Source organism: Nesterenkonia sp. E16_10, assembly GCF_017347085.1.
GTDB lineage: Bacteria > Actinomycetota > Actinomycetes > Actinomycetales > Micrococcaceae > Nesterenkonia.
This window is the reverse complement of record NZ_JADPSA010000013.1, coordinates 88,296-113,794: the sequence shown is the minus strand read 5'-3', so window position 1 is coordinate 113,794 and position 25,499 is coordinate 88,296. Positions and strand designations below refer to the sequence as shown.

The window sequence follows — 25,499 nt, the reverse complement described above, 5'->3', positions numbered from 1 at the left end:
GACGTCTTCACGATCACCTTCTCCGGGCTCTCCAAGACCTGGCGGGTGGCCGGCTTCCGCTCGGGCTGGATCTACGTCTCCGGACCCACCCATCGGGCGAAGAACTACATGGAGGGCCTGACCCTCCTGATGAACATGCGCATGTGCGCGAACGTCCCGGCCCAGCACGCCATCCAGGCCGCCCTGGGCGGGCATCAGTCCATCCAGGACCTGATCGACCCGGGTGGGCGGCTCTTCGAGCAGCGGGAGACGGCCTACCGGCTGCTGCGCGAGATCGAGGGAGTGAAGGTCCACCAGGCCGACGGCGCGCTGTATCTCTTCCCGCGGCTGGATCCAGAGATCTATCCGATCGAGAACGACGAGAAGTTCGTCATCGAGCTGCTGCGTCAGCAGAAGATCCTGGTCTCTCACGGACGGGCGTTCAACTGGATCGACGACAACCACTTCCGGCTGGTCACCCTGCCCGGGGTGGAAGACCTCGAACACGCGATCGCCGGGATCGCCGAGTTCCTCGCGGACTACCGCGACGCCGCACTGCGCGCCTGAGCGGTTCCGCGGGCGCTGGCCCGCTCGCTGGCGCTGGACTCCGGGGCCTGAATTGGAGTCGGGCTCTGTGGTCTGGAACACTCTGCCCTCATGGAGACCAACGCGAAGACCGATGTGAGGCCAGCGGAACGGACGCGGCTGCTGAGCCGACGGCGAGTAGGCCTGGTGCTGGGCCCGGCGCTCTTCGCGCTGATCTACTTCGTCCCGGCGATCACCGGTCTCGACGACGCTCCCAGGGCCGTGCTCGCGGTGACGCTGTGGGTCGCCTCCTGGTGGATCACCGAGGCGCTGCCGATCCCGGCGACCTCGCTGCTGCCGCTCTTCCTGCTGCCGATGACCGGCGGGACCGACGAAGAGACGGCCGCTATGGCCTATGCGAACCCGATCGTCTTCATGTACATGGGCGGCTTCACCATCGCCCTGGCGATCCAGAAGTGGAACCTGCACAAGCGGATCGCGATGACCATCATCCGGATGGTCGGCACGAAGGGCAACCGCCTGATGCTCGGCGTGATCCTCGCGACCGCCGGATTGTCGATGTGGATCTCTAACGCCGCCACAGCCCTGATGATGCTGCCCATCGGCCTGGCGCTGATCGAAGAGGTCAAGGAAAAGCGATTCTTCGATGACGAAGGACTGAAAAAGTTCGCCAAGGGGCTGCTGCTGTCCATCGCCTACGCCGCCTCGATCGGCGGCCTGGCGACCCTGATCGGTTCGGTCCCCAATGCGGTCTTCGCCGCCCAGGCCTCGCTGCACTTCGACATCACGGTCAGCTTCGCGCAGTGGTTCGTCTTCGCGGCTCCGCTGACCCTGGTGCTCCTGGTGGTGCTCTACTTCTACCTCTCCAAGGTCCAGTTCCGGCTCGTCTCCCAGGCCGAGATCTCACCAGACTTCGCTCGGGACCAGCTGCGGGAGCTGGGTCCGATGTCTTATGAGGAGAAGACGGTGCTGGCCATCTTCGGGTTCGTCGGCGCGATGTGGATGACCGTCGGATTCATCCCCGAGGAATGGGGGATCCCGCTCACAGACACCACGATCTCCATGATCGGTGCCACCGCGATGTTCCTGCTGCGCGCCCGGGCTACCGACGAGGATGGAAAGCGCGGCGGGATCCTGGTGTGGAAGGACATGCAGGCCCTGCCCTGGGGCATCCTGCTGCTGTTCGGAGGTGGACTCTCCCTCGCGGCGGCCTTCGACGATTCCGACCTCACCCCGTGGTTCGGTGAGATCCTCGGTGGGCTCGACGTGCTGCCCTACGTCCTCATCGTGGTCGTGCTGGGAGCGATCGTGCTCTTCATGACCGAGGTCATGTCCAATACCGCCGTCTCGAACATGCTGATTCCGGTCAGCGTGGGGCTCGCCCTGGGCATGGGGGTGGATCCCTTCGCGATCATGGCGCTGGTCGCGCTGACCTCCAGCTGCGCGTTCATGCTTCCGATCTCCACACCTCCTAACGCCGCCGTGTTCTCCTCGGAATACCTGGACATGGACGACATGGTCAAGGCCGGCTTCTGGATGAACATCATCGCGCTGAGCCTGATCTCGGTCTTCATCCTGGTCTGGCAGCCGATCGTCCTTGCCAGCGGCATCTGATCGGGAACTTCGAGCGCTGGACTACACAACCTCACCGGGGCGGTCAGCAGAAGATCCTGGTCTCCCACGGACGGGCGTTCAACTGGATCGACGACAACCACTTCCGGCTGGTCACCCTGCCCGGGGTGGAAAACCTCGAACACGCGATCGCCGGGATCGCCGAGTTCCTCGCGGACTACCGCGACGCGGCACTCCGCGCCTGAGCGGTTCGGGCCCATTGGTCCCGGCCGCCGCTCTCACCGCCCGGTTCTTGTCGGCTGGGAGTGGGTGTCAGGGTGCAGCTCCCCTGGCTAGAATGCCGTCCATGATGACCAGCCAGGCCCTCATCGGCCGCTCCCGGAACGGCAACCTGGTCGTGCCCTGATCCGCGCACCTCCTTGAATCTGTGGGACCCAGCCTCATCCACACAGACCCAGGAGAATCATGACAGCGCGTTTCAACCACACGATCATCGCGTCCCTGGACTCGGCCACGATGGCCGACTTCTATCGCGATCTGCTCGAAGCCGAGGATGCCCCGTCCTGGGGCTTCTTCACCAACCTCACCGTCACCGACGGTGTCATGCCGCAGTTTGCAGCGCCACCGATGGATTTTCCGCCCCAGCACTATGCCTTCCTGGTCGACGACGATCACTTCGACCGCGCCTGTACCAAGATCCAGTCGAGAGGTGTCGAGCATTGGGCGGACCCCCAGCGGACCCGCCCGGGTCAGACCAACACCGAACATGGGGGACGCGGGGTGTACCTGCTTGACCCCTCGGGTCACCTCTTGGAGCTCATCACGCGGCCGTACCTGTGATCTCCCGCGCGGAGTCCAGGCCGGGCCTAGCGGTCCTCGGTCAGCTCTGCGCGGACTTCCTCCAGGCGGGTCCTGGCGCCGTCGAGCCAACGCTCGCACCGGTCGGCCAGGGCCTCGCCGCGCTGCCACAGGGCCAGTGACTCCTCCAGCGGGGCGCCGCCGGTCTCGAGCTTGGTCACCACGGAGATCAGCTCCTCCCGGGCGCGCTCATAGCTCATCGTCTCGATGTCCTCGGTCTGCGCGGTGCTGAACTCGGTGGACCTCGCGGCCGGGGCCTCGGTGCTGCTGTGGTTCTCGGTCATGGCGCTGCCTCTCAGTTTTGAGTCTGTGTGGTCTGTGTGGTCTGTGCGGTCTTCTGAGTCCGTGCGGACTGTTCGGTCTGGGTTCCCGGCTCGGCCGAGGCTGCTCGGCGGTCCTCGGGGTAGATCTCCTCGGCACGGGCGGTGAGCTCCCCGGAGGCGACCATGATGCTCAGCTGATCCCCGACCGCCACGGTGCCGGCGTCGCGCAGCACGTCCCAGCCGGCCTCGCCGCGAGTCTGGACCACGGCATAGCCACGGTCCAGGGTGGACTGCGGGGAGAGCGAGCGGACCCTCGCCCGGGTCTGCGCGACCCAGTCGGTGTCGCGGCGCACCGCGGTCTCCATGCCGAAGAGCGCCCGACGACGCAGCATCACCAGCTCCTGGGCGCGACCGGTGATCATGTCCTGCGGCTGGGCCAGCACAGGCCGGGAGCGCAGCGTGGTCAGCCATTCGGTCTCGCGTCCGATGAGCCGTTCGACCCCGGCCGACATGCGTGCCCGGGCGTGGGTGAGCGCCTCGCGCTCCTGGGCCTCATCGGGCACCAGCAGCTTCGCGGCGCCGGTCGGGGTGGAGACGCGCATGTCGGCGACCTCGTCGAGCAGCGGGCGGTCCGCCTCGTGCCCGATGGCCGAGACGACCGGGGTATGGGCGGCGGCCACGGCGCGGATCAGTCGCTCGTCGGAGAAGGGCAGCACCACCTCCTCCAGGGCGCCGCCGCCGCGGGCGATCACGATCACCTCCACGGCCGGGTCGGCGTCGAGCTCGGTCAGGGCCGCGGCGACCTCCGCAGGTGCGCTGGGCCCCTGGGTCGCGACCTCCCGGATCTCGAACTGCGCGGCGGCCCAGCGGGCGTGGGTGTTGCGCAGGATGTCCTTCTTGGCGTCGGAGTTCCGGCCGGTGATCAGTCCGATCCGCAGCGGCAGCACCGGCAGCGGCTGTTTCCGGTCCACCCGGAAGAGGCCCTCGGCGGCGAGGCGCTGTTTGAGCTGCTCGATCCTCGCCAGCAGGTCACCGAGCCCGACCGGCTTCATCTGCTGGGCCACCAGCGAGAGCCGACCGGACTTCTCATACAGGTTCGGCTTGACCAGAGCCACCACCCTGGATCCCGGCTGCACGGTGCCGTTGAGGCTCCCGGCCACGCCGCGCCAGGCCACCGTGGAGAAGGAGACCTCCTGCTCGAGGTCCCGCAGGGTCATCCAGGCGTTGCCGTTGCGCAGGTTGAACTCCACCAGCTGGCCCTCGACCCAGGTCGGCGGTGCCGCTTCGATATGGGCCTTGAGCTTCCCGGAGTAGGTGCTCAGCGCCCAGGGGGTCTCTGCCGAGGTGTCCTGCGCCTGTGCCGGCTCGCTCATGTTCTGCCCTTGATCTTCGACGGTCTCACGGAAGGTTCGCTATGGTGCTTACAGCCTATGCCACCCCCTTGACATGGCTGAAGGAGTTATCCACATGCGCCAGGCGCTCAGTGTCCTCTCGCTGCTGCTGGCCGCGGTGCTGGCGGCAGCGTCCCTGGCCGGTTTCCAGATCAACCAGCTGCTGCGCGAGGAGGCGCCGATCGAGCAGATCGCCGGTGAGCTGCCTCAGCAGCAGGGGTTCAGTGAGCTGGTCTCCGAGACGCTGCTGGATCGCCTGGAGTCCGAGCTGCCCGGAGGGGTGTCGAATCTGCTCGGTGACCGAGCCGACTCCGCGGTGGATTCCCTCGTGGCCTCGATGCTGGAGAACGAGGAGGTCGACGCAGCCTGGAACGAGACCCTGCAGGGCACCCGGGCGGACTACACCGCGCAGCTGGAGACCATGTTCGATCGGGGCACCACCGGAGATGCCAGCGACCTCGACCTCGCCGTGGACCTGAGCCCGATGGCAGAGGCCATGACCGGGCCGCTGCGCGAGGGCCTGGACTCCGCGCTGGGCTGGCTGCCGTTCCTGGACACCTCCAGCTTCGAGTTCCTCGCCCCCGAGCTGGTGGTCGACATCGAGGCCAGCATTGGAGAGAACGCCGATCCCTACACCTGGGCGCTGCTGGCCGAGCTCAGCAAGCACTGGCTGGTGCTGGCGGTGTTCTCCGGGATCATGGTCGCGGTCGGACTGCTGCTGGGGCCGGGTCGCAGCCGATGGGTCGCGCTGACCCTCGGCGGTCTGCTCGGCCTGGGGCTGGGACTGTGGGTCGGACTCACCGTCGCCGCGCCGGAGTTCGGCACGGTCTCCGATGCTGCCACCCAATCTCTGGTGGATCATCTCGAGAGCCAGATCACCGGCTGGGCCCAGCCGGCCTGGTGGATCTTCAGCGGCGCGGCGGGCGCCGCCGTCGTCCTCGGGCTGCTGGGCAGCGCGGCGGCCGGCAGCGGCGCCTCACGCCATCGCCGGGATCCCGGCGTCAACCAGGGACACGGTGTGACGGCCCCAGGCCCCCGCCGGTAGACTCGGGGCATGACTTCCACTGCCACCGCCCCCGACGCTCCGGCCCGGCGACAGCACATCGCGGTCCCCATGCCGATGGTGCCCCGCAGGCGCCGCAGCCCCGAGGAGGTGGCCGCAGAGTCCACGTTCACCGGCCCGCGCAAGGTGCTGCTCGCGGCACCGCGCGGCTATTGCGCCGGCGTGGACCGGGCGGTCATCGCCGTGGAGAAGGCCCTGGAGACCTACGGAGCCCCGGTCTATGTGCGCAAGGAGATCGTGCACAACCGCCACGTGGTGGAGACCCTGCAGGAGAAGGGCGTGATCTTCGTCGAGGAGGCCGATGAGGTGCCCGAGGGCGCGCTGCTCGTCTTCTCGGCCCACGGCGTCTCCCCGGCGGTCAAGGACCTGGCCGAGAGCCGGAGCCTGCAGACCATCGACGCGACCTGCCCACTGGTCACCAAGGTCCACCGCGAGGCTGTGCGCTTCGCCCGGGACGACTACGAGATCCTGCTGATCGGCCACGAAGGCCACGAAGAGGTCGAGGGCACCTACGGCGAGGCCCCGGACAACATGACGATCGTCAACGGTCCCTGGGAGGTCGATGACCTCCAGGTGCGCAACCCCGAGCAGCTGATCTGGCTCTCCCAGACCACGCTCTCGGTGGACGAGACCATGGAGACCGTGCAGAAGCTGCGCGAGCGCTTCCCGAAGCTGCAGGATCCGCCCTCGGATGACATCTGCTACGCCACCTCCAACCGGCAGGCGGCGATCAAGAAGGTCGCCCCGCAGTCGGACCTGGTGATCGTGGTGGGCTCGGAGAACTCCTCGAACTCGGTGCGCCTCAAAGAGGTGGCCAAGGAGTATGGCGCCGCCCGGGCCGAGCGCGTGGACTACGCCAACCAGGTCGATGAGACCTGGTTCCAGGAGGCCGCGACGATCGGGGTCACCTCAGGAGCCTCGGTCCCCGAGGTGCTGGTCGACGACGTGCTGCGGCTGCTCGCCGACTACGGCTACGGCCAGGTCGAAGAGGTCGTCACCGCCGAGGAGGACATCGTGTTCTCGCTGCCCAAGGAGATCCGCAAGGCGCTCACCCAGGCCGGGCACGACGACGTCGGCGTCGGCGGCCGCAAGCGCAGCGCCTGCTCCACCTCCTGAGCTCCACGGGACCCCAGAGCGCCCCGCCCACGACGATCGAGCAGCTGTGCCGTGTGCCGGTGTCGGTGAAGCGTGCCGGCGAGGCGACAGGCCATGCGACGTGGGCATGACCTGGGCTGACATACGATGAGTCCATGACGGTGCTGGGCATGACTGCGGTGATCGCGGCCGCGGTGTTGATCGGCACCATCCTGCAACGGGTCTCCGGGACCGGGGTGGGCCTGGTGGTCGCCCCGGTGCTCTCGATACTGCTCGGTCCCGCCTTCGGCGTGCTGGTCACCAACATGACCACCTTCGTCTCCGGCGGCCTGATCATGATCGCGGTCTGGTCCCACGTCGACTGGCGACGCTTCTGGCTGATCATGCCCGCGGCGGTGCTCGGCGCGATCCCAGGCGCCTGGGTGGTCGGGCAGCTCAGCGCCGGCTGGCTCTCGATCATCGTCGGCGCGATCGTGGTCTTCGCCCTGCTGGTGACCTTCGCGCTGCCCAGGCTGCCGCATCTGCCCGGCCGCGGGGCAGGACTGGTCGCCGGGCTGCTCGGCGGGTTCTTCAACACCACCTCCGGCGTCGCCGGGCCGGTGATGGTCATCTACTCCCGCGTCTCGCGCTGGGAGCATCGCAGCTTCGCCGCCACCCTGCAGCCGATCTTCATGACCATGGGCGCGGTCTCGGTGATCACCAAGCTGCTGATGGGCTCGGTGCAGGTCAACGGACAGGCCGGGCCGCCGCTGGGCTGGCTGTTCCCGGTGATCGTGGTGACCGTCATCGCTGGCATCCTGCTCGGCACCCAGCTGGCCAAACGCGTGTCCATCCCCACCGCCAGGACGCTGGCGATGACCCTGGCCGGACTCGGCGGAGCAGGGGCGATCATCCGCGGCACCATGGACGTGTTGGGTTGACGGCGCAGAGCGCGCACAGCCGTCGGCTGCTGATCGCACTGTTCTTCATCGGGGTGGCCACCTTCGCCCAGCTCTACTCCCCGCAGGGGCTGCTGCCGCTGATCGCGGCGGAGCAGGAGGTCTCGGCCGACCGCGCCGCGCTGATGATCTCCGCCGCGACCCTCGGGCTCGCCCTCGGGGTGATCCCCTGGTCCTATATCGGCGACGCCCACGGGCGGAAGAAGGCGATGATCTGGGCGATCAGCCTCGCCTGCTTCTTCGGGCTCCTGGCGGTGCTGATGCCCGTGCTGTTCGTCAGCCAGGGTTTCGAGCTGGCCCTGGTGATGCGCTTCATCGAAGGGTTCATGCTCGGCGGTGTCCCGGCACTGGCCGTGGCATATCTCAACGAGGAGGTCAGTCCCAAGATCGCGGTGGCCGCGGCCGGCACCTACATCTCGGGAACCTCCCTGGGCGGACTGACTGGGCGGATCGTGGCGGCTCCGGTGGGGGAGCAGCTCGGGTGGAAGGTCGGGATGCTCACCGTCACGGTCATCGCCGTGGCCTGCGTGCTGGTGTTTCTCCGGCTGGCGCCCACCGCGCTGAACTTCACTCCGCGTCGGGCCCGGCTGCGGGAGATCCTGCCGGCCCTGACCGGGAACCTGCGCTCACCCACCCTGTGGACCCTCTACCTGCAGGGGTTCCTCACCATGGGCGGGTTCGTGGCGATGTATAACTTCCTGGGCTTCCACCTCTCCGCGCCGCCGTATTCGATCCCGCTGTGGATCGCCTCCTTCGTCTTCCTCGCCTACCTGGCCGGAACCTGGTCCTCACCGCGCGCCGGGCGACTGGCGGCCCGGTATTCGCGCAAACCGGTGCTGCTCGCGGGGAACCTGATCATGATCGCCGGCGTCACCCTGACCCTGGTGCCGCAGCTGTGGGTGATCATCCTGGGCACGGTGGTGCTCACCGCGGGATTCTTCGCCGCCCACGCGGTGGCCTCGGGCTGGGTCGGCGCGGCGGCCACGGCGGGCCGCGCCCAGTCGGCCTCGCTGTACAACCTCGGCTACTACGGCGGCTCCTCGCTCTTCGGCTACCTCGGCGGCACCGCGCTGAACGCCGCGGGCTGGTTCGGGACGGTGCTGATGGTGCTCGGGCTCGCCGGTATCGCGACCGTGCTGGCCGCCGTCGTCCTTCCCAAGGACTGAGCGCGCTCACCAAGCTGAGCTGGGGCGGCCTCTCATCGGTTCAAAGTGGCAACTTACCCGGAGCCCCCGTAGACTCTGTGAGCCCTATCACCCGGTAGCGCAGAATCCCATACCGCACCAGCAGGAGTACCGGCAATGACGACGCCTCCGCGTTCCCGCGTCTCAGGTGACCACCTGAAGAAATACGACCCCCGCACGCAGTCCGAGGCCGAATCCCAGGAGCTCTCGGTCGGTGCCCGCGCCGAGGGCCTGGATCGCCCGGCTCTGCTGCGCCGGATGATCGGGCTCATCGGCGGCGTCGCCCTGGCGCTGCTGGTCTACACCGTGATGCCCGGGGACATGGAGGTCTGGCCCCGGCTGACCGCCGCCACCGCCGTGCTGATGGCCGTGTGGTGGATGACCGAAGCGATCCCGATCCCGGCCACCGCGCTGCTGCCGCTGATCATCTTCCCGCTGCTGGTGCCCGCCGGGGACTTCGGCGGCGCCGAGGAGGCCGTGGGCGGGGTCTCGGTGGACGACGTCGGCGCCAGCTACGGCAACAACATCATCTTCCTGTTCATGGGCGGCTTCATGCTCGCCCTGGCGATGCAGCGCTGGAATCTGCACCGCAGGATCGCGCTGATGACCCTGCGCGCCATGGGCTCCAAGCCGGTGAACCTGATCGCCGGATTCATGATCGCCACCGGCTTCCTCTCCATGTGGGTCTCCAACACGGCCACCGCGGTGATGATGCTGCCCATCGGCGTCTCGGTGCTGATGCTGGTCAGCAAGATCATGAAGGGCGAGGACCCGGCCACGGCCAAGCAGGCGGACGACGAGGAGACCAACAACGCGCTGAAGTCCAACTTCGGCACCGCCCTGATGCTCGGCATCGCCTACGCGGCCTCGATCGGCTCCCTGGGCACCATCATCGGCACCCCGCCCAATGCGCTGCTCGCCGGTCACATGGCGGCCAACCACGACCTCACCATCGGCTTCGGCCAGTGGATGCTCGTGGGCGTGCCGATCTCGATCATCATGCTGGTCATCGCCTGGGTCCTGCTCACCCGGGTGCTCTTCCGCCCCGAGATCGACGACATCCCCGGCGGCAGCGACCTGATCCGCGAGGAGCTGCGCAAGCTGGGCCCGATGTCCGCCGCAGAGGTCCGGGTGCTGATCATCTTTGTGCTTGCCGCGCTCTCCTGGGTCTTCATTCCGCTGATCTCCACGAACCTGCTCGACATGGAAGACCCGTTCATCTCCGATGCCGGCATCGCCATGGTCGTGGGACTGCTGCTCTTCCTGCTGCCCGGCGGCGCCGCCAAAGGCGTGCGCCTGCTGGACTGGGAGTACGCCGCCAAGCTCCCCTGGGGCGTGCTGCTGCTCTTCGGCGGCGGCCTGGCGCTCTCCGCGCAGTTCGGCAACTCCGGGCTCTCCGTCTGGCTCGGCAGCCAGGTCGAGGGCCTCGCCGGGATCCCGGTCTGGGTCCTGGTGCTGGTCGCCGCGCTGGGCATCCTGGTGCTCACCGAGATGACCTCGAACACCGCGACGGCGGCCACCTTCCTTCCGGTGGCCTCCGGGGTGGCGATGGGCACCGGAGTGGACCCGCTGATCCTCGCGGCACCCGTGGCGCTGGCCGCGACCTGCGCCTTCATGCTGCCGGTGGCCACGCCGCCGAACGCGATCGCCTACGGCTCCGGCTATGTGACGATCGGCCAGATGATCAAGGGCGGCGTCTGGCTCAACGTGGCCGGCGTCGTGATCATCACCGCGGTGTGCATGACCATCCTGGTCTGGGTCTTCGGACTGACTCTGTAGGCCTGGTCAGCAACGAAAGGGGGCAGCAGCCGCACATCGCGGCTGCTGCCCCCTTTCGTGAAGTGGGGAGATCTCTCGCCCCGGTGTGACAGTCCGGGTGCTATGACTCCTGCGTCCGTTCGGCCTCCAGCCGGGGACCCAGCGGATTGACCTCGGTGGTCACGGTGGTGGCGCTCAGGGTCTCGCCGAGGTCCTCCAGCAGCCCCTCGGCGGAGGTCGCGGTGGGCTCACCGACCTCCAGCCGGCTCATCGCCTCCACCTTGGGCAGCACCTGGCGTTCGATGTTGCCGATCAGCGAGTTGTACGCTGTCACGGCCTGGCGCAGCCGGTCCCCGGTGCGGGACAGGTGTTCGCTCATCTTCGCCAGCCGGCGGTAGAGGTCGCGGGAGTGATCCACGACCTCGCGGATGTTCTGCGCCAGCCGCTCCTGCCGCCAGGCCGCGGAGACGGCCTTCAGCGAGGCCAGCAGCGAGGCGGGAGAGACCAGGGTGACGCCCTTGGAGAGCGCGTCATCAAGCAGCATCGGATCCGCCTCCATCGCCGCCGAGAGCAGCGACTCGGCCGGGACGAAGCAGAACACCACATCGGGGGAGAGGTCCACGGCCTCCCAGTAGCGCTTCTTCGCCAGCTCATCGACCCGGGAGCGCAGCGCCTTGGCCTGCGCCTTGGGATCTGTGGCGTTCAGCGGGGCCTTCGCATCGAGCACCAGCTGGCGCCCACCGGGCAGGTGCACCACCATGTCGGGGACCAGCAGCTGCCCGTCGGCGCCGCGTCCGCTGAACTGTTCGGTGAAGTCCACATGCGGGAGCATCCCGGCGGACTCCACGACGCGGCGCAGCTGGACCTCACCCCAGTGTCCGCGCGCCGAGGTGGAGTGCAGGCTGCCCAGCAGCGCCTGGGTGGATTCGATGATCCGCGCATCGGTCTCCGCTGCGGAGGTCAGCTGCTGGGAGAGCCGGGAATGCTGCGCGGCCCGCTCGGTCTCCAGCTCCTGGACCCGGCGGTGCATCTCGGTGACGCCCTGGCGCACCGGGTGCAGCATCTCCACCAGCGTCTCGCGCTCCCGCTCAGCCTCGGAATCCTCCTCGCGCCGGCGCTCGAGCTCCCAGAGCCGGCCCTCCGCGGTGGCCAGCTCCTGCTGCACCCCCACGAGCCGCTGCTGGGAATCAGCCAGCTCTGCCTGCGCGCCGTGGAGCTGGGTGCGCAGCTGAGCCGCGTCCTCGATGCCGCGGCGCAGCAGGTAGAGCACCAGCATGGTCCCCAGGACGCCGAGCAGCACACCGAGCAGGAGGACGGAGATGAAGTACGGAAAGGTCATGGCACCAGCATGTCACCGGGCACTGACATAGTCTGGCGCGAGAGAACCTGAGGGTGAACCTCCCCAGGTGAGCACCCGATCCCAAGAAATCCCGAGGAGATCCATGATTCGCATCCTGCTGGTCCGCCATGGCGAGACCGAGTGGAACAAGGCACACCGGCTGCAGGGCCACTCGGACATCGAGCTGTCCGACTCCGGGGCGCTGCAGGCGCGCACCACCGGCGCCTTCATCCGCGCCCAGCAGCCCGCACAGGCCCACGTCTCCAGCCTGGTCCGCACCCAGCAGACCTTCGCCGAGTTCGGCCTGGACCTGACCCCGCGCATCTGGGACGAGCTGCGCGAGCAGAACCTGGGGGAGTGGGAGGGCGCCTACGCCGCGCAGATCCGTGACGCCGAGCCGGAGAACTTCGAGGGCTGGCGCGCGGGCAGCTACACCCCGGCCGGCGGGGAGACCCACCAGGCGCTGCAGGCCCGGATGACCGGCGCCTTCGCCGACATCGTGCGAGCCACCGCGGAGATCGCCCCCACGGCCTCGGCGGACCTCGGCTTCGAAGTGCGCACCGCCGTCGCCGTCTCCCACGGAGCGGCGCTGCGGGTGCTCTTCGAGGGGCTCGGGCTGATCGATCGCAGCCAGTTCATCCCGCTGACCCCGGCCTCGGTCACGGTGCTCGACATCCCGCTCAGCAAGGGCCCGGTGTCCTCCTCGCTGCCGAACTCCGGGCTGGACGAGGACCACGACGACGACGCCGAGGCCCGCGCGATCCGGGCGCTGAGCGATGAGCAGATCGCCGATCACGCCAGGCTGCGGCTGATCAACCTCTCCCCGGAGCTGCTGAACCCCGAGCTGTCCCATCCGGGGCCGTCCACCGCGATCTGAGGGCCAGCCGGCGAACCACCGGAGGACCGAGCCTCCTCTGCAAAGAGCCCTCAAACACATCGAGTGGGCGATCTTCGGGAACTTTCAGCCCGTGGGGGCCGAATATTTCCCTCAGATCGCCCACTCGATGTGGGAGTGCCCGGCGAAAACCGGGCAGAGCACGAGATCTAGGCGTGGGCCGCCTTGATCAGGTCCGCGCAGCGCTCACCGATCATCATGGTGGTGATGTTCGGGTTCACCGTGGTCAGCTCCGGCATCACCGAGGCGTCGGCGACCCGCAGGCCCTGAACGCCCTTGACCCGCAGCTGGGAGTCCACCGGTGACATCGCATCGTCGTCGGCGCCCATCCGCACGGACCCGGCCGGGTGGTAGACCGTGTTGTGCGTACGGGTCACATAGTCGGCCAGCTCCTCATCAGTCTGGGTCTCCTGCCCGGGGAAGAGCTCGCGACCGGCCCACTCCGCCAGGGCAGGCTGCGCCGCGATCTGGCGGGCCAGCTTGATGCCCTCCACGGCCACGCGCATGTCGTGGCCCTCGGCATCGGTGAAGTAGCGCGGATCGACCTTGGGCTTGTCCCGGTAGTCCTTCGAGCGCAGCCGCACCGTTCCGCGGGACTTCGCGTGAGTGACGTTCGGGGTCAGGCAGAAGGTGTTGTCCGCGCTGGGGTAGCCCTGACGCAGCGTGTGCATGTCGAAGGGCACCGAACCGTAGTGCATCATCAGGTCCGGTCGGTCCAGTCCCTCCCGGGTGGAGGCGAAGATCCCGATCTCCCACCACTGGTAGGAGTCCTCGGTCATGGGCTGCTTGGCCTCCCATGCGATGACCGCCTCGGGGTGGTCCTGCAGGTGCTCGCCCACACCGGGGGAGTCCACGCGTGCCTGGATCCCGAACTCCGCCAGGTGCTCTGCGGGTCCGATCCCGGAGAGCATCAGCAGCTTCGGGGAATCGATGGCGCCCGCGGAGAGCACGATCTCCTTGTTCGCACTGATCCGCCGGGCCCGGCCGAAGGCGTTGTCCACCGTGTCCACGCCCACGGCGCGATCACCATCGAAGATGATCTCGCGCACCCAGTTATCGGTGAGGATGCTCAGGTTGGGGCGGTCCAGGATCGGGTGCAGGTAGGACACCGAGGAGGAGGATCGCGTGCCGTCTTCCTTGCGGTTGATCTGGAAGAAGTTCGCGCCCTTGAGCACGGTCTCTCCGGTGTTGAACGCCACCCGGGGGATACCGTTCTCCTCACAGGCGTCCAGCAGCGCCACCCCGCAGGGGTCCTCCGGGGGGATGGTCATCAGGTTCACCGGGCCGCTGCGGCCATGGTGGTCCCCGGGGGCGTCGTTGGTCTCCAGACGCTTGAACAGCGGGTAGGTGGACTCCGCGTTCCAGCCGGTGGCGCCCTTCGCCTCCCATTCGTCCATGTCCTCGCGCAGCGCCCAGAAGGCGATGCAGGAGTTGTGCGAGGAGCAGCCGCCGAGCACCTTGGCGCGGGCGTGACGCATGAAGGAGTTGCCGTTCTCCTGGGGCTCGATGAGGTAGTCCCAGTCGTAGCCGGATTCCAGCAGCTCCATCCAGCGGTTGAGCTGCAGCACCTCGGGCTTGTCCGCATCGGTGGGACCTGCTTCCAGCAGGGCCACCGTGACGTTAGGGTCTTCGGCGCCGCCGATCACGACGTAGTCGTAAGTGTTCTCCACGGGGTCTCCTTATTTCTCCGGCATGCTGAACCAGCCGGTGACGGCGGGTTCGGTGTTCTCGTAGATGTGCTTGGCCTCGCGGTACTCGTCCAGCCCCATGTGGCCCAGCTCGCGGCCGACACCGGACTGCTTGAATCCGCCCCATTCCGCCTGCGGCAGGTAGGGGTGGTAGTCGTTGATCCAGATGGTGCCGTGGCGCAGCCGGGAGGACACCCGGTGGGCGGTGCCGCTGTCCGAGGTCCAGACCGCTCCGGCCAGGCCGTAGATGGTGTCGTTCGCGGTCTCGATGGCCTCGGCCTCGGTGGTGAAGGTCTCCACGGTGATCACCGGGCCGAAGCCCTCCTCCTTCACCACGTACATGCCGCGCTTGACGTCGTCGAGCACGGTGGGGGCGTAGAAGTAGCCGTTGCGGTGCTCCTCGCCGCCGAAGTGGTGCCCGGTGCGCAGCGTGGCGCCCTCCTCGATGCCGCGCTGGGTATAGTCATACACCTTCTGGCGGTGCTCGGCGGAGATCAGCGGCCCGGTCTCGGCGGTCTCCTCGAAGGGCCCGCCCATCCGGATGTGCTCCGCGCGACGGACCAGCTCGGCGACGAACTTTTCCTTGATCGACTCCTCGATGATCAGCCGGGTGCCTGCGGAGCAGACCAGCCCGGAGTCCACGAAGCCGGCGTTGAGTGCGTTGTCCACCGCGGCGTCGAAGTCGGCATCGGCGAAGACCACGTTGGGGTTCTTGCCGCCGAGCTCCAGGGCGACCTTCTTCACGGTCTCTGCGGCGGTGGCGGCGATCTTGCGACCGGTGACCACGCCTCCGGTGAAGGACACCATGTCCACATCCGGGTGGGAGGACAGCGGCGCACCTGCGGTGGCGCCGGCGCCGGTGATCAGGTTCGCCACACCGGCGGGCAGGCCCAGGGAGTCATAGACGTCCATGATCAGCATGCCGGTGTGCGGGGTCAGCTCCGCGGGCTTGAGGATGAAGCTGTTGCCCGCGGCCAGGGCGGGGGCCATCTTCCAGGCCGCCTGCAGCAGCGGGTAGTTCCACGGGGTGATCATTCCGCAGACCCCGACCGGCTCGTAGACGACCCGGGAGATCACGGTGGGGTCCCCGGCGTCGACCAGGCGGCCGGCCTCGGCGTCGGCGAGCTTCCCGAAGTGCCGGTAGCAGCCGATGATGTCGTCCATGTCGATCTGCGCCTCGACGAAGCGCTTGCCGGTGTCCAGCGCCTCGGCGCGGGCGAACTCGTCCTTGCGCGCCTCGATGGCGTCGGCCACGGCCAGCACGAAGGCTCCGCGCTCAGCGGCGGGGGTGTCGGCCCAGACGTGGGAGTCGAAGGCCTTGCGTGCGGCGGCGATCGCGGCGAGGGTGTCGGCCTCACCGGCCTCGGAGACCACACCCACTTCGGAGCCGTCTGCGGGGCAGTGGATGGTGCGCGTCTCGCCGGACTGGGCTGCGACCCATTTCCCGTCGATGAACAGCGTGGCGACCTGTTCTGCTGTGCTCATGTGTGATCCTCAGCTTCCGTTGGTGCGGTCGTGGTCCCAGTCGTCTGGGATGTTGCTGCCGGTGTGCAGCGAGGAGGACTGCCCGCCTTCCTCACTCATGGTGAGGAAGGTCAGGTGCCGTTCGTAGGAGTCCAGGACATCGGCGATGACCTGCTCCCGGGTGTAGCCCATGAGGTCATGACCTTCCGAGCCGGTGGCGGAGAACGTCTCCACACGGTAGTAGGTCTCCTCGGTGGGGCGCATGCTGCGTGCGAAGCTCGGCACCGAGTACGCGATCGGGTAGACCTGGTACTTGAACTCGGTCTGCTCGCCGAAGTAGACGTGCAGATCGATGTGCGGGATCTGGGTGTCCGGCACCAGGCCGCGTTCGCAGCTGACCTCTGCTCCTTGTTCGCGCAGCTCTGCGGCCACATCCTCCACGGCAGGAGCTGCCACGGTCTCGACGAACTCGGTGGCCTGCTTCGCGGAAGGGAAGTGCATGCCCCGGGCCAGACGACGGCGCCAGCTCAGCCCGCCGCGCTCGCCGGAGTCCTGGCTGCGCTCGGAGACCATCCAGGGCAGGGTGGCCTCGCGAGATTCCCGGTTATAGCGCTCCATCTGCAGCGCCCGCCAGATGCCCACCATCAGCAGGTACATCACGACCGAGAACGGCAGTCCGATGATCACCGTGGCCATCTGCAGGGTGTAGACCCCGTCGAGCATCAGCACCGCCAGGGTGAGCGCACCGGTGGCCAGCGCCCAGAACACGCGGAGCCAGGGGGCGCCGTCGTCGGAATGGCTCAGCGGCTTGGAGGTGAAGTTCGCCATCACCAGGGCGCCGGAGTCGGCGGAGGTGATGTAGAACAGCAGACCGGTGATCACCGAGAGCCCGATGGTGAAGGTCGCACCGGGGTACTGCTCGAGCAGCAGGTAGTAGCTGGCCTCCGGGCTCTCCACCGCGGCGGTGATGAACTCGGTGTTGCCCTGCAGGAACTCCCAGATGGCGCCGTTGCCGAAGATCGAGATCCACAGCAGGATGAAGCCGAACGGGATGATCAGGGTACCGATGACGAACTGGCGCAGCGTGCGGCCGCGAGAGATCCGGGCCAGGAAGAGGCCCACGAAGGGGGCCCAGGCGATCCACCAGGCCCAGAAGAACAGCGTCCACCATTCCAGCCACTCACCCTCGGGCGGATCGTAGGCGAAGGTGTTCAGCAGCATCGAGGGGAAGAATGCGGCAAAGTCGCCGACGTTCTTGACCAGCGCATTGAGCAGGTAGGTGGTCTCCCCGGCGATCAGCACGTAGAGCAGCAGCACGACGGCGAAGACCACGTTGAGCTCGGCGAGGCGTCGGATGCCCTTGTCCACACCGGAGACGGAGGAGGCGATCACGACGATCACCGCGAGCACGATCAGCCCAATCTGCGCGCCGGTGCCCTGTTCTATCCCGAAGAGCCATTCCAGGCCGTAGTTGAGGAAGACCACGCCGATACCGAGGCTGGTGGCGATGCCGAAGATGGTGCCGATGACGGCCGCGATCTCGATGCCGTCGCCGGTGGCGCCCTGGGCGCGTTTGCCGATGATCGGATACAGCGCGCTGCGGATGCTCAGCGGCAGGTGGTAGCGGTAGGCGAACAGGCCGAAGGCCATGCCCATCAGCGCGTACATCGCCCAGCCGGGGATGCCGTAGTGGAACAACGTCCAGAGCACGGCCATCTCGGTGGCCGCGGAGGAGCCGGCCTCCACGCCGGGGGCGGTGGTGAGGTTCGTGGCAGGTCCGGAGATCGCGAAGAACATCAGGTCCACGCCGATGCCGGCGGCGAAGAGCATTGCCGTCCAGGTGAAGAGGTTGTACTTCGGGGTGGAGTGATCCGGTCCCATCTTGGTCCGGCCGACCCGGGAGAAGGCGACGATCAGGACGAAGACCACCACGATGCCGGCGGTGAGGATGTAATACCAGCCGAGGTTCGCGCCGATCCAGAGGAAGACGGATTCCAGCGTGGTGTAGGCGGTGTCTGGCGCCAACCAGGCCCACAGGGTGAAGGCGATGATGATCGCCGCGGAGCCGATGAAGACCGGCAGATTCACTTTCGAGCGTGCAGGAGTACCTGACGAGCCGTCCCCCTGGACATCGCTCGGGACGTCGCTGGGGACGTCTTGCGTGGCCGATGCCATGAAATTGTGTTCCTTCCGGTGCTGAGTGAGTGCGCTTGTGTATCAATAGGTTCGAGTGATGGAGCCTCAGGCATCTTAGACACGGGATGGCCGCGTCCGCGGCACCAGAGGGCGGTAGATGTGATCCGAATCTCCAGAAACTCCGGGGACCTGGTCCACATGCTGAACGGAGTCTCATTCTAAGGTGCGCTGGTCAGAGGCGGAAAGGCCCTGGAAGTCGCCGCGGGGGCCAAGGGACGGTAGGTTAGGTGACCGTGGCTTTGACTATCGGAATCGTAGGACTACCCAATGTGGGCAAGTCGACCCTGTTCAACGCGCTGACTCGTCAGTCGATCTTGGCGGCGAACTACCCGTTCGCGACCATCGAGCCCAATGTGGGCATCGTGAATCTGCCTGATGAGCGGCTTGATGAGCTGGCGAAGATCTTCGGCTCGCAGAAGATCCTTCCCGCCACGGTGTCCTTCGTCGACATCGCCGGGATCGTCAAGGGCGCCTCCGAGGGGGAGGGGCTGGGCAACCAGTTCCTGGCCACGATCCGTGAGGCCCACGCGATCGCCCAGGTGGTCCGGGTCTTCGAGGACGAGAACGTCATCCACGTGGACGGCAAGGTGGATCCCACCTCGGACATGGAGACCATCAACACCGAGCTGATCCTGGCTGACCTCCAGACCATGGAGAACGCGATCCCGAAGCTGGAGAAGCAGGTCAAGGGGCGCAAGGCCGAGCAGGCCACCCTGGACGCCTACCTGGTCGCGCAGAAGACCCTGGAGCGCGGTGACACCATCTTCAGCTCCATCACCAAGGACAAGCTGGAGATGGAGCACCTTTCCCAGCTGAACCTGCTCACCGCCAAGCCCTTCATCTACGTGTTCAACGCCGACGAAGGCGTGCTGAACTCCGCCGAGAAGCAGGCCGAGCTGGCGGCGCTGGTCGCCCCGGCTGACGCCGTGTTCCTCGACGCGAAGCTTGAGGCCGACCTCGTGGAGCTCTCCGAGGAGGAGGCCCGCGAGATGCTGGAGCTCAACGGCCAGGAAGAGTCCGGCATGGACCAGCTGGCCCGCGTCGGCTTCGCCACGCTCGGGCTGCAGACCTACCTCACCGCCGGGCCCAAAGAGACCCGCGCCTGGACGGTCAACAAGGGAGCGACGGCGCCCGAGGCCGCCGGCGTGATCCACACCGACTTCCAGCGCGGCTTCATCAAGGCCGAGATCGTCAACTTCGAGGACCTGGTGGCCGCTGGGTCTATGGCCGATGCGAAGTCTGCCGGCAAGGTCCGGATCGAGGGCAAGGAATACATCATGAAGGACGGCGACGTGGTGGAGTTCCGGTTTAACGTGTAAAAATACGTTCCCGACCAGGAGTTTTGGCTTCTGTCCTCAATTTGAGATAAAAATTCGAGTTCTGATCCACTTTTAGTTAATCGGAATTACTTGTGCTGAATTGGCTTCTTCGCCAGCGGGATCCGCGCAGGAGCGGAAGTCAATTCAGCCTATGTCTCGCCGTCAAAAATCGGCCGCCGTTAGGGCACAAGGGACCACTTTCTGCTCGGTTCCAGCTTCTCGGGAGATGCGCACCTCCCAAGGCTTCTGATTCAATGCCTCCTCTGAAACAGACCTCGGCAATTCGACGAGGGATCGGCTCACAAAGGAGCGCGGTCAAGTGTGGATTGTTACCAGGCTCGCCTAAGCCCTGGCCCAGTACATTGGAACCCGCACGAGACGCTCTTGCGTCCACACAAGCGCCAACTGCACGTTCCGGTGTCACGCCCGACCCCGGTCCCATCTATCCACTACGGTCGACATCATGGCGATCAACAAAGAAATGCTGCAGTTCGTCTCTGTCGACGAGTTGCTTGGCACTTACGCTCCAGATCTGCGCATACCCGATTTTCAACGCCCGTACTCCTGGTCCCCACGCGTCGCGGCACAGCTGTTCACGGATGTCGCGGAGGCTCTCGATACCAGGCCGGAGCACCCTTACATCATGGGAACCGTGATCCTCCTGAGCCGTCCGCAGGAGTCGCATTTCGAGGTGGTTGATGGGCAGCAACGAATCCTGACCCTCCACATGCTGCGGGCGCTTTTGCGCGGTCAGAGGATCCCCCATCTCCAATCAGGGGACACCCCGATCCACCACGTCCACCAGGAACTCTCACGTCGAGTCTCTGACCTCGAACGTTCTTCCAGGCGCTTCGCAAGGTACCGGGATTTCCTCGACGCCGACGCTAAGGTTTTGAGAATCGTCACCGATGACGAGGATGAGGCATTCCAGTTCTTCGACTCACAGAACTTCCGGGGTAAGTCACTGCGTCCGCATGACCTGCTCAAGGCCTTCCACCTGCGAGAAATGGCGGATGCGAGCATCGCCGAGCAGCGCGCCGTGGTCGAGCAATGGGAGAAGGCGGATGAGAACGACCTGGACCGACTCTTCGGCACCTACCTGGCCCGCATTCACTGGTGGAGCCGCAACATGTCAGCGCATGCATTTACTACTGATGACCTGAATCTATTCAAAGGAGTCGGCAGGTCGACCCGTCGCCTGCCGGGGGCTGAATACCATCGCGCTGCCAAAGTGGTGCTCCCCGGTTTACAAGAGTGGTCCCATCCTGATGCCGACCCAGTGACCCGCAGAGATCTCAAGCGTGCCCAGCACCAGCTTGATGCTCCGGTCGCTGCGGGCAAGTCCTTCTTCGACTACGCCGCGTTCATGCTCGGGGAGTATCAGCGGTTGGACGAGGAACTCTTTTCGGATGCCAACACAGCTGGTCTTACGAGTGCGGATCTCACGGTCTTCCACGACGGGGCGCGATTTAGGTACTGCCGGGAGCTATACGTCGCTGCGGCCCTCTACTACACCAACAAGTACTCAGAGGCTGATATGCCGCAGGTACGACGCCACCTCTTCCGCTGGGCATTCGCCCTCCGGTTGGCATACGAGCGTTTGGGCTGGAGAACCACGGACAACTACGCGCGAGGGCTTAGCGCCAATCTGGAAGGTCTGAACAACGTGAACCTGTTCTCCGCCATCCGCGACAGTCTCGATCCGCGGGAGATCGAGCTGGAGAACATGAACGCCCCGAACACGCCCCGGACTGACAACCCCGAGGACGCTCGGCTACTCACCCTGCTAAGGGAGTCCCGCTGAGATGACACAGACCATTGATCATGACGTCCAGGCCGTCCCCGTCGGGCAGCTCTTCAGTCCTGATGCGCCCAGCTATTCGGTCCCTCTCTACCAGCGCAATTACACCTGGGGCGAGGAGCAAATACACCGGCTGATCCACGACGTCTTAGACGAAGCCGAGCAGGAGGAGCCCAAGGACTATTTCCTCGGCAATCTCGTCGTTGCCCGTCCGCAACGGACTGATAAGCCGCTCGACGTGATCGACGGACAGCAGCGTTTGACCACCTTGTACATCCTGCTGGTCAAGCTCTCCTCCCGGCCAGGACTGAAGGAGTCCATCGGTCCGCTTCAACCACTCACCTACGAGGCACGGGAGAAGGCCACCCGCGCTCTTCGCGGCGTTGCCGATACGAACAAGAAGCCGGTGGAGGGTGAGAAGGATCGAGAGGACTCTGGTATCCGCCGTGCTTCGACGATCATCGAACAGCTACTGGACGGCGGGACCAGCGGGGACCGTTTACAGACGTCTCGGGTGATCGACTATCTGCTCACCAGGGTTCTCATCGTCCGCATGCCTATTGACAGCAGCACCGATCTGAACCGGTACTTCGAGATCATGAATACCCGCGGTACGCAGCTCAGTCCCGTGGACATCGTCAAGGCGCGACTCCTCCGCTGCCTTCCTGACCCCCTCGATCGCGCCTTGTTGAACCGCGTCTGGACCGCATGCTCCGACATGGAGCACTACGTCGGGATGAGCGTCACCACCGGCAGCACCTCTCAACGCGCAGAAGTCCTTGGCCCCGGCTGGGACCAAATTCCGACAGCAGACTTCTCCCGCTTGCGTGCACAGCTCATCGATACCCCCTCAGGCGGAGCCTCGCGCGTCGCCGACGATACTTCGCACACGCTCGAAACCACGGCGCTAACGCTAGACGCTGCAGTGGCTGCCTACTCTCAGATCACCGACACGGCTAAGTCAGAAGATGTCGACGCAGGTGAGCGATTCACATCGCAGATCACGTTCTCAACTCTGCTTCTGCAGGTTCTCGCGGTGAAGGGAACAGGGGGCGACTCTGCGCAGGAGGATGACCGTCAGCTCGATGACAAACTGTTAGTCCAGCGCTTCTCTGCCCGCGTCGATTCACTGCCGCCGTCGGAGCGTATGGACTGGGTGCGCGAGTTCACCACGGACCTGCTACGCATCCGCTACCTATTCGACCAGTTCATCCTTAAGCGTGATGCGACGCTGACCACCGGGCACGAATCCACCACGGACGAAGAACCCGGAAACTGGTCGTTGTGCCGGCTCGCGCAAGGATCGTCCCGTCGTGGCAACAAATTTCAGGACACCCCCCGATACCCCTCTACATTCGCTGCGGACGAATCGGGTGCCGGCTCCCGCAACCTGAACCGACGGATCCTGCTGTTGCAGTCGGCGCTGCGCATCACCTATACCTCCCCGCGCACCATGCACTGGATGACCGAAGCGCTGCGCTACGTCACCGAGCTCGCCGATCACGGTGAACCAATCACAGCTCAGGGATTCCTCGATCATCTTGAGTCCCTTGCTTGCGAGCGCCTGCGCGAAGCGATGACTCCGGACCTGGACAAGGAAGGGACCGGCCCGGATGGGATGGCGCTCGGTTTCGCCATCCCGCGCATCGTGTTCACTTACCTGGACTACCTGCTGGTGGAGGAGATGAACCAATGGGGCTTCACCTTCAGCTATCGCACCTCCGTGGAGCACTTCTCTCCGGGCACCGAGGACATCGAGCACTCCTCATTCGCATACCGCTTAGAGGATCCGCACCTTCTCGATTGGTTTGGAAACTTGGCGCTGGTTACTGTGAGGACAAACTCGAAATTCAGCAACTACCTCCCCGCGCAGAAGGCGAACAACCACGATGCTCGCCGGCAGAGCCTGAAGCTTGAGCTGATGGCACGGCGTGCGGAGACAGGGAGTTGGAACGATGCGGATGTGCGCGCTCATCACGAGGAGATGGTGGAGTTGTTGCGCGGGGCATTGGCAAGAGAGCGGACTCGATCAGTTTCCGGTATCTGATCGCCGCCGCCCGCATGGAGTACGTACCTTAGAAGAGCGAAATTGCGAACTCAAGGCTTCGGTAAGCTCCTCGTGTTGATGCAGACCCGGGAGAGTCCCCGTTCCAGTTTGCCACCGCGAACAGTCGGCGGTTCCGTCAAACCGAAGGTGGGGAACCGGATGAACTCGGTTGAGGAACCTGTGTTCAGCGCGGCCATCTAGCACTAGCAACCTCTATCGTCCGTGGGTCAGATGCGCGAGTAGGTTTCAGCCCGACCTGTCCTACGGCTTGGTGTCCAGTGGACGTCGCTAGTCGATGGTCTTGTATTCGGTTGTGGTCGTCGGCCCAGGACGCCCGCTGGCGACGGTGGTGCGGTACGTGGGGCCAGACAGGGGATACTCGGCTCCGGGATGTGGTGGGGATCGCGTTCTACTAGGACGAACCCTTCTTCTCGTCGGACGGCTTTCAGGTCCTCATTCCCGAGCGCGAAGTAAGCCGCTGGGTACTGCTGTTCGTCGCTGCGATAATCCGATTTGGACGTTTGCGTCTCAAGTAATGGCTACAAGTGGAACCTGACCCGGATGAAACGGACCGAGATCTTGCTTCCAGTGCCTCTAGTGGGTGATCCTGACTGGGACTATTTGGAGTCAGTGATGCGCGGTCTTCCGTTCTCCGCAGCAGTCGCTTCGCGAATTGGCGACTTGCGTACGGTCGCGGAGCGCGAACGCGCTGCACTAGTCGTGCAACCTGCGAGAGCGCCCGCGCCACGACACCTTTCCTCGGGCACGGTAGGACCTGGTGGTGCCGGGCCTTCGCTCCAAGTTGCGGGGCCGTGTGGCTTCCCCGGTCGAGGATGCCGGTTTCGTTAGCCTTACCCCATGAACACTATGGAACAGGAGCGGGTGGAGCGCTTCGAGCGAACGTTCTACGACCAGGACATTGACCGCACCTATTTAGAGTTGTACCGGCGTGAGCAAACGGCGCCTCGGGCTTTTGCCGCGATACACGCTGGTCTGGATGCAGAGTTCAAGTGGATGAACTACAAATCTCGGGATGGACGTGGCGGCCACTTCAACGCCGATAACTCCAGAAGCCTTCGGGACCTGATTGACCAGGTGACTGAGGCCCGCAAGGTTCTGAGTAAGGCTGGTCATGAACTCGTGGTGAGTCCGGAGTATCAGCGTGTCATTGAGAACGCTCCATCGTGGTTGACGTCCAGCGGCGGTAGTGCCATCCCGGAAGGGTTCACTCCGATTCAAGTGGAAAGCTATGCCCCCGTCTTCAGCCTCGGGGACCGGACGGTCAAGCTGACAGACTCACACACGGTGAAGCTGACCCCCATCGGTGAAGGGGCCTTCGCAGTGGTGCATCGCTTCACCGACCCCAACTACGGCATGAAGCTCGCACGTAAGAAGCTCAAGCCCGGTGCTGATGACCGGGAGAAGGAACGGTTCCGCAGGGAGTTCGAACTGATGAAGGAACTACAGTTCCCGTATGTGTTGGAGGTCTACCGTTTCAAGGCGTCGGACTGGTCCTACACCATGGAGCACTGCGATACGACGTTGGAAGAGCATGTGGCCAAGCGCAACAACCAGCCAGGCTTCGGCCTGATGACTCGTAAACGCATCGCTCTCCAGTTCCTCTACGGCCTGAATTATATTCACTCAAAAGGTCACTTTCATCGTGATCTGAGCATAAGGAACGTTCTCCTGCGAACCTTCGGCGGTTCTGCGGTGATCGTCAAGTTATCCGACTTTGGGTTGGCCAAGCGACAGGGCTCAGAGTTCACAGTGACGGAGACGGAACTGAAAGGCACCAAGCTTGACCCAGCTCTTGGATCCTTCAAGGAATTCGAAAGTGTCCATGACATTTTCGCTGCCGGATTCGTCCTGCTCTACATATTCACTGGACGGAAGAACGTGGGGAGGACCGCAACCACTTCGGTCGAGCACATTGTCCAGAAATGCATCGATTCTCAACCGGACAAGCGATATCAGCGGGTCATCGATCTGATTGCGGACGTGGAAGCCCTTCAAGTCGATGCGAAGGGTGTACCTGCTTAGTCAACAGGAGTGCCAGCTGCACGGTGGGGTACAAGTTGCGCAAGCAAGCACTAAAGCCTC

19 protein-coding genes are annotated in these 25,499 nt (G+C 65.4%); 13 read left to right on the top strand and 6 right to left on the bottom strand.

Going from position 1 to position 25,499, the window contains the following annotated elements; all coding sequences use genetic code 11:
* The 3 genes from I2487_RS04365 to I2487_RS04355 form a co-directional block, all read left to right on the top strand.
* A partial coding sequence (locus I2487_RS04365; protein ID WP_207173011.1) for an aminotransferase class I/II-fold pyridoxal phosphate-dependent enzyme occupies positions 1-546 on the top strand: 546 nt, incomplete at its 5' end.
* A gap of 90 nt (positions 547-636) precedes the next feature.
* The gene (locus I2487_RS04360; RefSeq protein WP_207169404.1) at positions 637-2,139 is read left to right on the top strand and encodes an SLC13 family permease; all 1,503 of its coding nucleotides are present in this window, start codon (positions 637-639) and stop codon (positions 2,137-2,139) included.
* A 423-nt stretch (positions 2,140-2,562) separates the two neighbouring features.
* Positions 2,563-2,937 carry a VOC family protein gene (locus I2487_RS04355; protein ID WP_207169403.1) on the top strand — a complete coding sequence of 125 codons (375 nt, stop codon included), beginning with the start codon at positions 2,563-2,565 and terminating at the stop codon, positions 2,935-2,937.
* Between the two features lie 26 nt (positions 2,938-2,963).
* On the opposite strand, the gene I2487_RS04350 is transcribed toward I2487_RS04355, so the two are convergent.
* Together I2487_RS04350 and xseA are read right to left on the bottom strand one after the other, a co-directional pair.
* On the bottom strand, positions 2,964-3,239 hold the full coding sequence (locus tag I2487_RS04350; RefSeq protein ID WP_207169402.1) for an exodeoxyribonuclease VII small subunit: 276 nt from the start codon (positions 3,237-3,239) through the stop codon (positions 2,964-2,966).
* Between the two features lie 11 nt (positions 3,240-3,250).
* Positions 3,251-4,591: an exodeoxyribonuclease VII large subunit gene (gene xseA / locus I2487_RS04345; RefSeq protein ID WP_207169401.1), complete on the bottom strand. Its 1,341-nt coding sequence runs from the start codon at positions 4,589-4,591 to the stop codon at positions 3,251-3,253.
* Between the two features lie 73 nt (positions 4,592-4,664).
* Between xseA and I2487_RS04340 the strand changes: the two genes are divergently transcribed.
* The 5 genes from I2487_RS04340 (at position 4,665) to I2487_RS04320 (ending at position 10,668) form a co-directional block, all read left to right on the top strand.
* Entirely contained in the window at positions 4,665-5,654 is a 990-nt protein-coding gene (locus tag I2487_RS04340; protein ID WP_207169400.1) for a hypothetical protein, read from the top strand.
* 9 nt (positions 5,655-5,663) lie between these two features.
* The gene (locus I2487_RS04335; RefSeq protein ID WP_255545934.1) at positions 5,664-6,788 is read left to right on the top strand and encodes a 4-hydroxy-3-methylbut-2-enyl diphosphate reductase; all 1,125 of its coding nucleotides are present in this window, start codon (positions 5,664-5,666) and stop codon (positions 6,786-6,788) included.
* A 134-nt stretch (positions 6,789-6,922) separates the two neighbouring features.
* Positions 6,923-7,687: a sulfite exporter TauE/SafE family protein gene (locus I2487_RS04330; protein ID WP_255545933.1), complete on the top strand. Its 765-nt coding sequence runs from the start codon at positions 6,923-6,925 to the stop codon at positions 7,685-7,687.
* Positions 7,684-8,871: an MFS transporter gene (locus I2487_RS04325; RefSeq protein WP_218624088.1), complete on the top strand. Its 1,188-nt coding sequence runs from the start codon at positions 7,684-7,686 to the stop codon at positions 8,869-8,871. Before I2487_RS04330 ends, I2487_RS04325 begins: the two co-directional genes overlap by 4 nt.
* 135 nt (positions 8,872-9,006) lie before the next feature.
* The gene (locus I2487_RS04320) at positions 9,007-10,668 is read left to right on the top strand and encodes an SLC13 family permease (RefSeq protein ID WP_207169399.1); all 1,662 of its coding nucleotides are present in this window, start codon (positions 9,007-9,009) and stop codon (positions 10,666-10,668) included.
* 100 nt (positions 10,669-10,768) lie between these two features.
* On the opposite strand, the gene I2487_RS04315 is transcribed toward I2487_RS04320, so the two are convergent.
* Positions 10,769-11,986 carry a DNA recombination protein RmuC gene (locus I2487_RS04315; protein WP_207169398.1) on the bottom strand — a complete coding sequence of 406 codons (1,218 nt, stop codon included), beginning with the start codon at positions 11,984-11,986 and terminating at the stop codon, positions 10,769-10,771.
* A gap of 103 nt (positions 11,987-12,089) precedes the next feature.
* On the opposite strand from I2487_RS04315, the gene I2487_RS04310 reads away from it, so the two are divergent.
* Positions 12,090-12,863, top strand: a complete 774-nt coding sequence (locus I2487_RS04310) for a histidine phosphatase family protein (protein ID WP_207169397.1) — start codon at positions 12,090-12,092, stop codon at positions 12,861-12,863.
* A 167-nt stretch (positions 12,864-13,030) separates the two neighbouring features.
* On the opposite strand, the gene I2487_RS04305 is transcribed toward I2487_RS04310, so the two are convergent.
* From I2487_RS04305 to betT, 3 genes are read right to left on the bottom strand one after another with little or no spacing between them, the layout of a single operon-like run.
* A complete protein-coding gene (locus I2487_RS04305; RefSeq protein WP_207173010.1) occupies positions 13,031-14,551 on the bottom strand; it encodes a GMC oxidoreductase in 1,521 nt (506 codons plus the stop codon).
* A gap of 9 nt (positions 14,552-14,560) precedes the next feature.
* Positions 14,561-16,054, bottom strand: a complete 1,494-nt coding sequence (locus I2487_RS04300; protein WP_207169395.1) for an aldehyde dehydrogenase family protein — start codon at positions 16,052-16,054, stop codon at positions 14,561-14,563.
* 9 nt (positions 16,055-16,063) lie between these two features.
* Positions 16,064-18,208 carry a choline BCCT transporter BetT gene (betT, locus tag I2487_RS04295; RefSeq protein ID WP_207169394.1) on the bottom strand — a complete coding sequence of 715 codons (2,145 nt, stop codon included), beginning with the start codon at positions 18,206-18,208 and terminating at the stop codon, positions 16,064-16,066.
* Positions 18,209-18,462: 254 nt separating this feature from the next.
* Here betT and ychF point away from each other — a divergent pair, with 254 nt between their 5' ends.
* The 4 genes from ychF (at position 18,463) to I2487_RS04275 (ending at position 25,439) form a co-directional block, all read left to right on the top strand.
* Positions 18,463-19,548, top strand: a complete 1,086-nt coding sequence (ychF, locus tag I2487_RS04290) for a redox-regulated ATPase YchF (RefSeq protein WP_207169393.1) — start codon at positions 18,463-18,465, stop codon at positions 19,546-19,548.
* A gap of 463 nt (positions 19,549-20,011) precedes the next feature.
* Positions 20,012-21,352, top strand: a complete 1,341-nt coding sequence (locus tag I2487_RS04285; RefSeq protein WP_207169392.1) for a DUF262 domain-containing protein — start codon at positions 20,012-20,014, stop codon at positions 21,350-21,352.
* A gap of 1 nt (position 21,353) precedes the next feature.
* Positions 21,354-23,396: a DUF262 domain-containing protein gene (locus I2487_RS04280; protein WP_207169391.1), complete on the top strand. Its 2,043-nt coding sequence runs from the start codon at positions 21,354-21,356 to the stop codon at positions 23,394-23,396.
* Positions 23,397-24,254: 858 nt separating this feature from the next.
* The gene (locus I2487_RS04275) at positions 24,255-25,439 is read left to right on the top strand and encodes a protein kinase family protein (RefSeq protein WP_207169390.1); all 1,185 of its coding nucleotides are present in this window, start codon (positions 24,255-24,257) and stop codon (positions 25,437-25,439) included.
* Positions 25,440-25,499: the final 60 nt, after the last annotated feature.

Coding starts and splice junctions, on each gene's coding strand:
- I2487_RS04360 (WP_207169404.1), top strand. CDS start 637: ATGGAGACCAACGCGAAGACCGATGTGAGGCCAGCGGAACGGACGCGG.
- I2487_RS04355 (WP_207169403.1), top strand. CDS start 2,563: ATGACAGCGCGTTTCAACCACACGATCATCGCGTCCCTGGACTCGGCC.
- I2487_RS04350 (WP_207169402.1), bottom strand. CDS start 3,239: ATGACCGAGAACCACAGCAGCACCGAGGCCCCGGCCGCGAGGTCCACC.
- xseA (WP_207169401.1), bottom strand. CDS start 4,591: ATGAGCGAGCCGGCACAGGCGCAGGACACCTCGGCAGAGACCCCCTGG.
- I2487_RS04340 (WP_207169400.1), top strand. CDS start 4,665: ATGGCTGAAGGAGTTATCCACATGCGCCAGGCGCTCAGTGTCCTCTCG.
- I2487_RS04335 (WP_255545934.1), top strand. CDS start 5,664: ATGACTTCCACTGCCACCGCCCCCGACGCTCCGGCCCGGCGACAGCAC.
- I2487_RS04330 (WP_255545933.1), top strand. CDS start 6,923: ATGACGGTGCTGGGCATGACTGCGGTGATCGCGGCCGCGGTGTTGATC.
- I2487_RS04320 (WP_207169399.1), top strand. CDS start 9,007: ATGACGACGCCTCCGCGTTCCCGCGTCTCAGGTGACCACCTGAAGAAA.
- I2487_RS04315 (WP_207169398.1), bottom strand. CDS start 11,986: ATGACCTTTCCGTACTTCATCTCCGTCCTCCTGCTCGGTGTGCTGCTC.
- I2487_RS04310 (WP_207169397.1), top strand. CDS start 12,090: ATGATTCGCATCCTGCTGGTCCGCCATGGCGAGACCGAGTGGAACAAG.
- I2487_RS04300 (WP_207169395.1), bottom strand. CDS start 16,054: ATGAGCACAGCAGAACAGGTCGCCACGCTGTTCATCGACGGGAAATGG.
- betT (WP_207169394.1), bottom strand. CDS start 18,208: ATGGCATCGGCCACGCAAGACGTCCCCAGCGACGTCCCGAGCGATGTC.
- I2487_RS04285 (WP_207169392.1), top strand. CDS start 20,012: ATGGCGATCAACAAAGAAATGCTGCAGTTCGTCTCTGTCGACGAGTTG.
- I2487_RS04280 (WP_207169391.1), top strand. CDS start 21,354: ATGACACAGACCATTGATCATGACGTCCAGGCCGTCCCCGTCGGGCAG.
- I2487_RS04275 (WP_207169390.1), top strand. CDS start 24,255: ATGAACACTATGGAACAGGAGCGGGTGGAGCGCTTCGAGCGAACGTTC.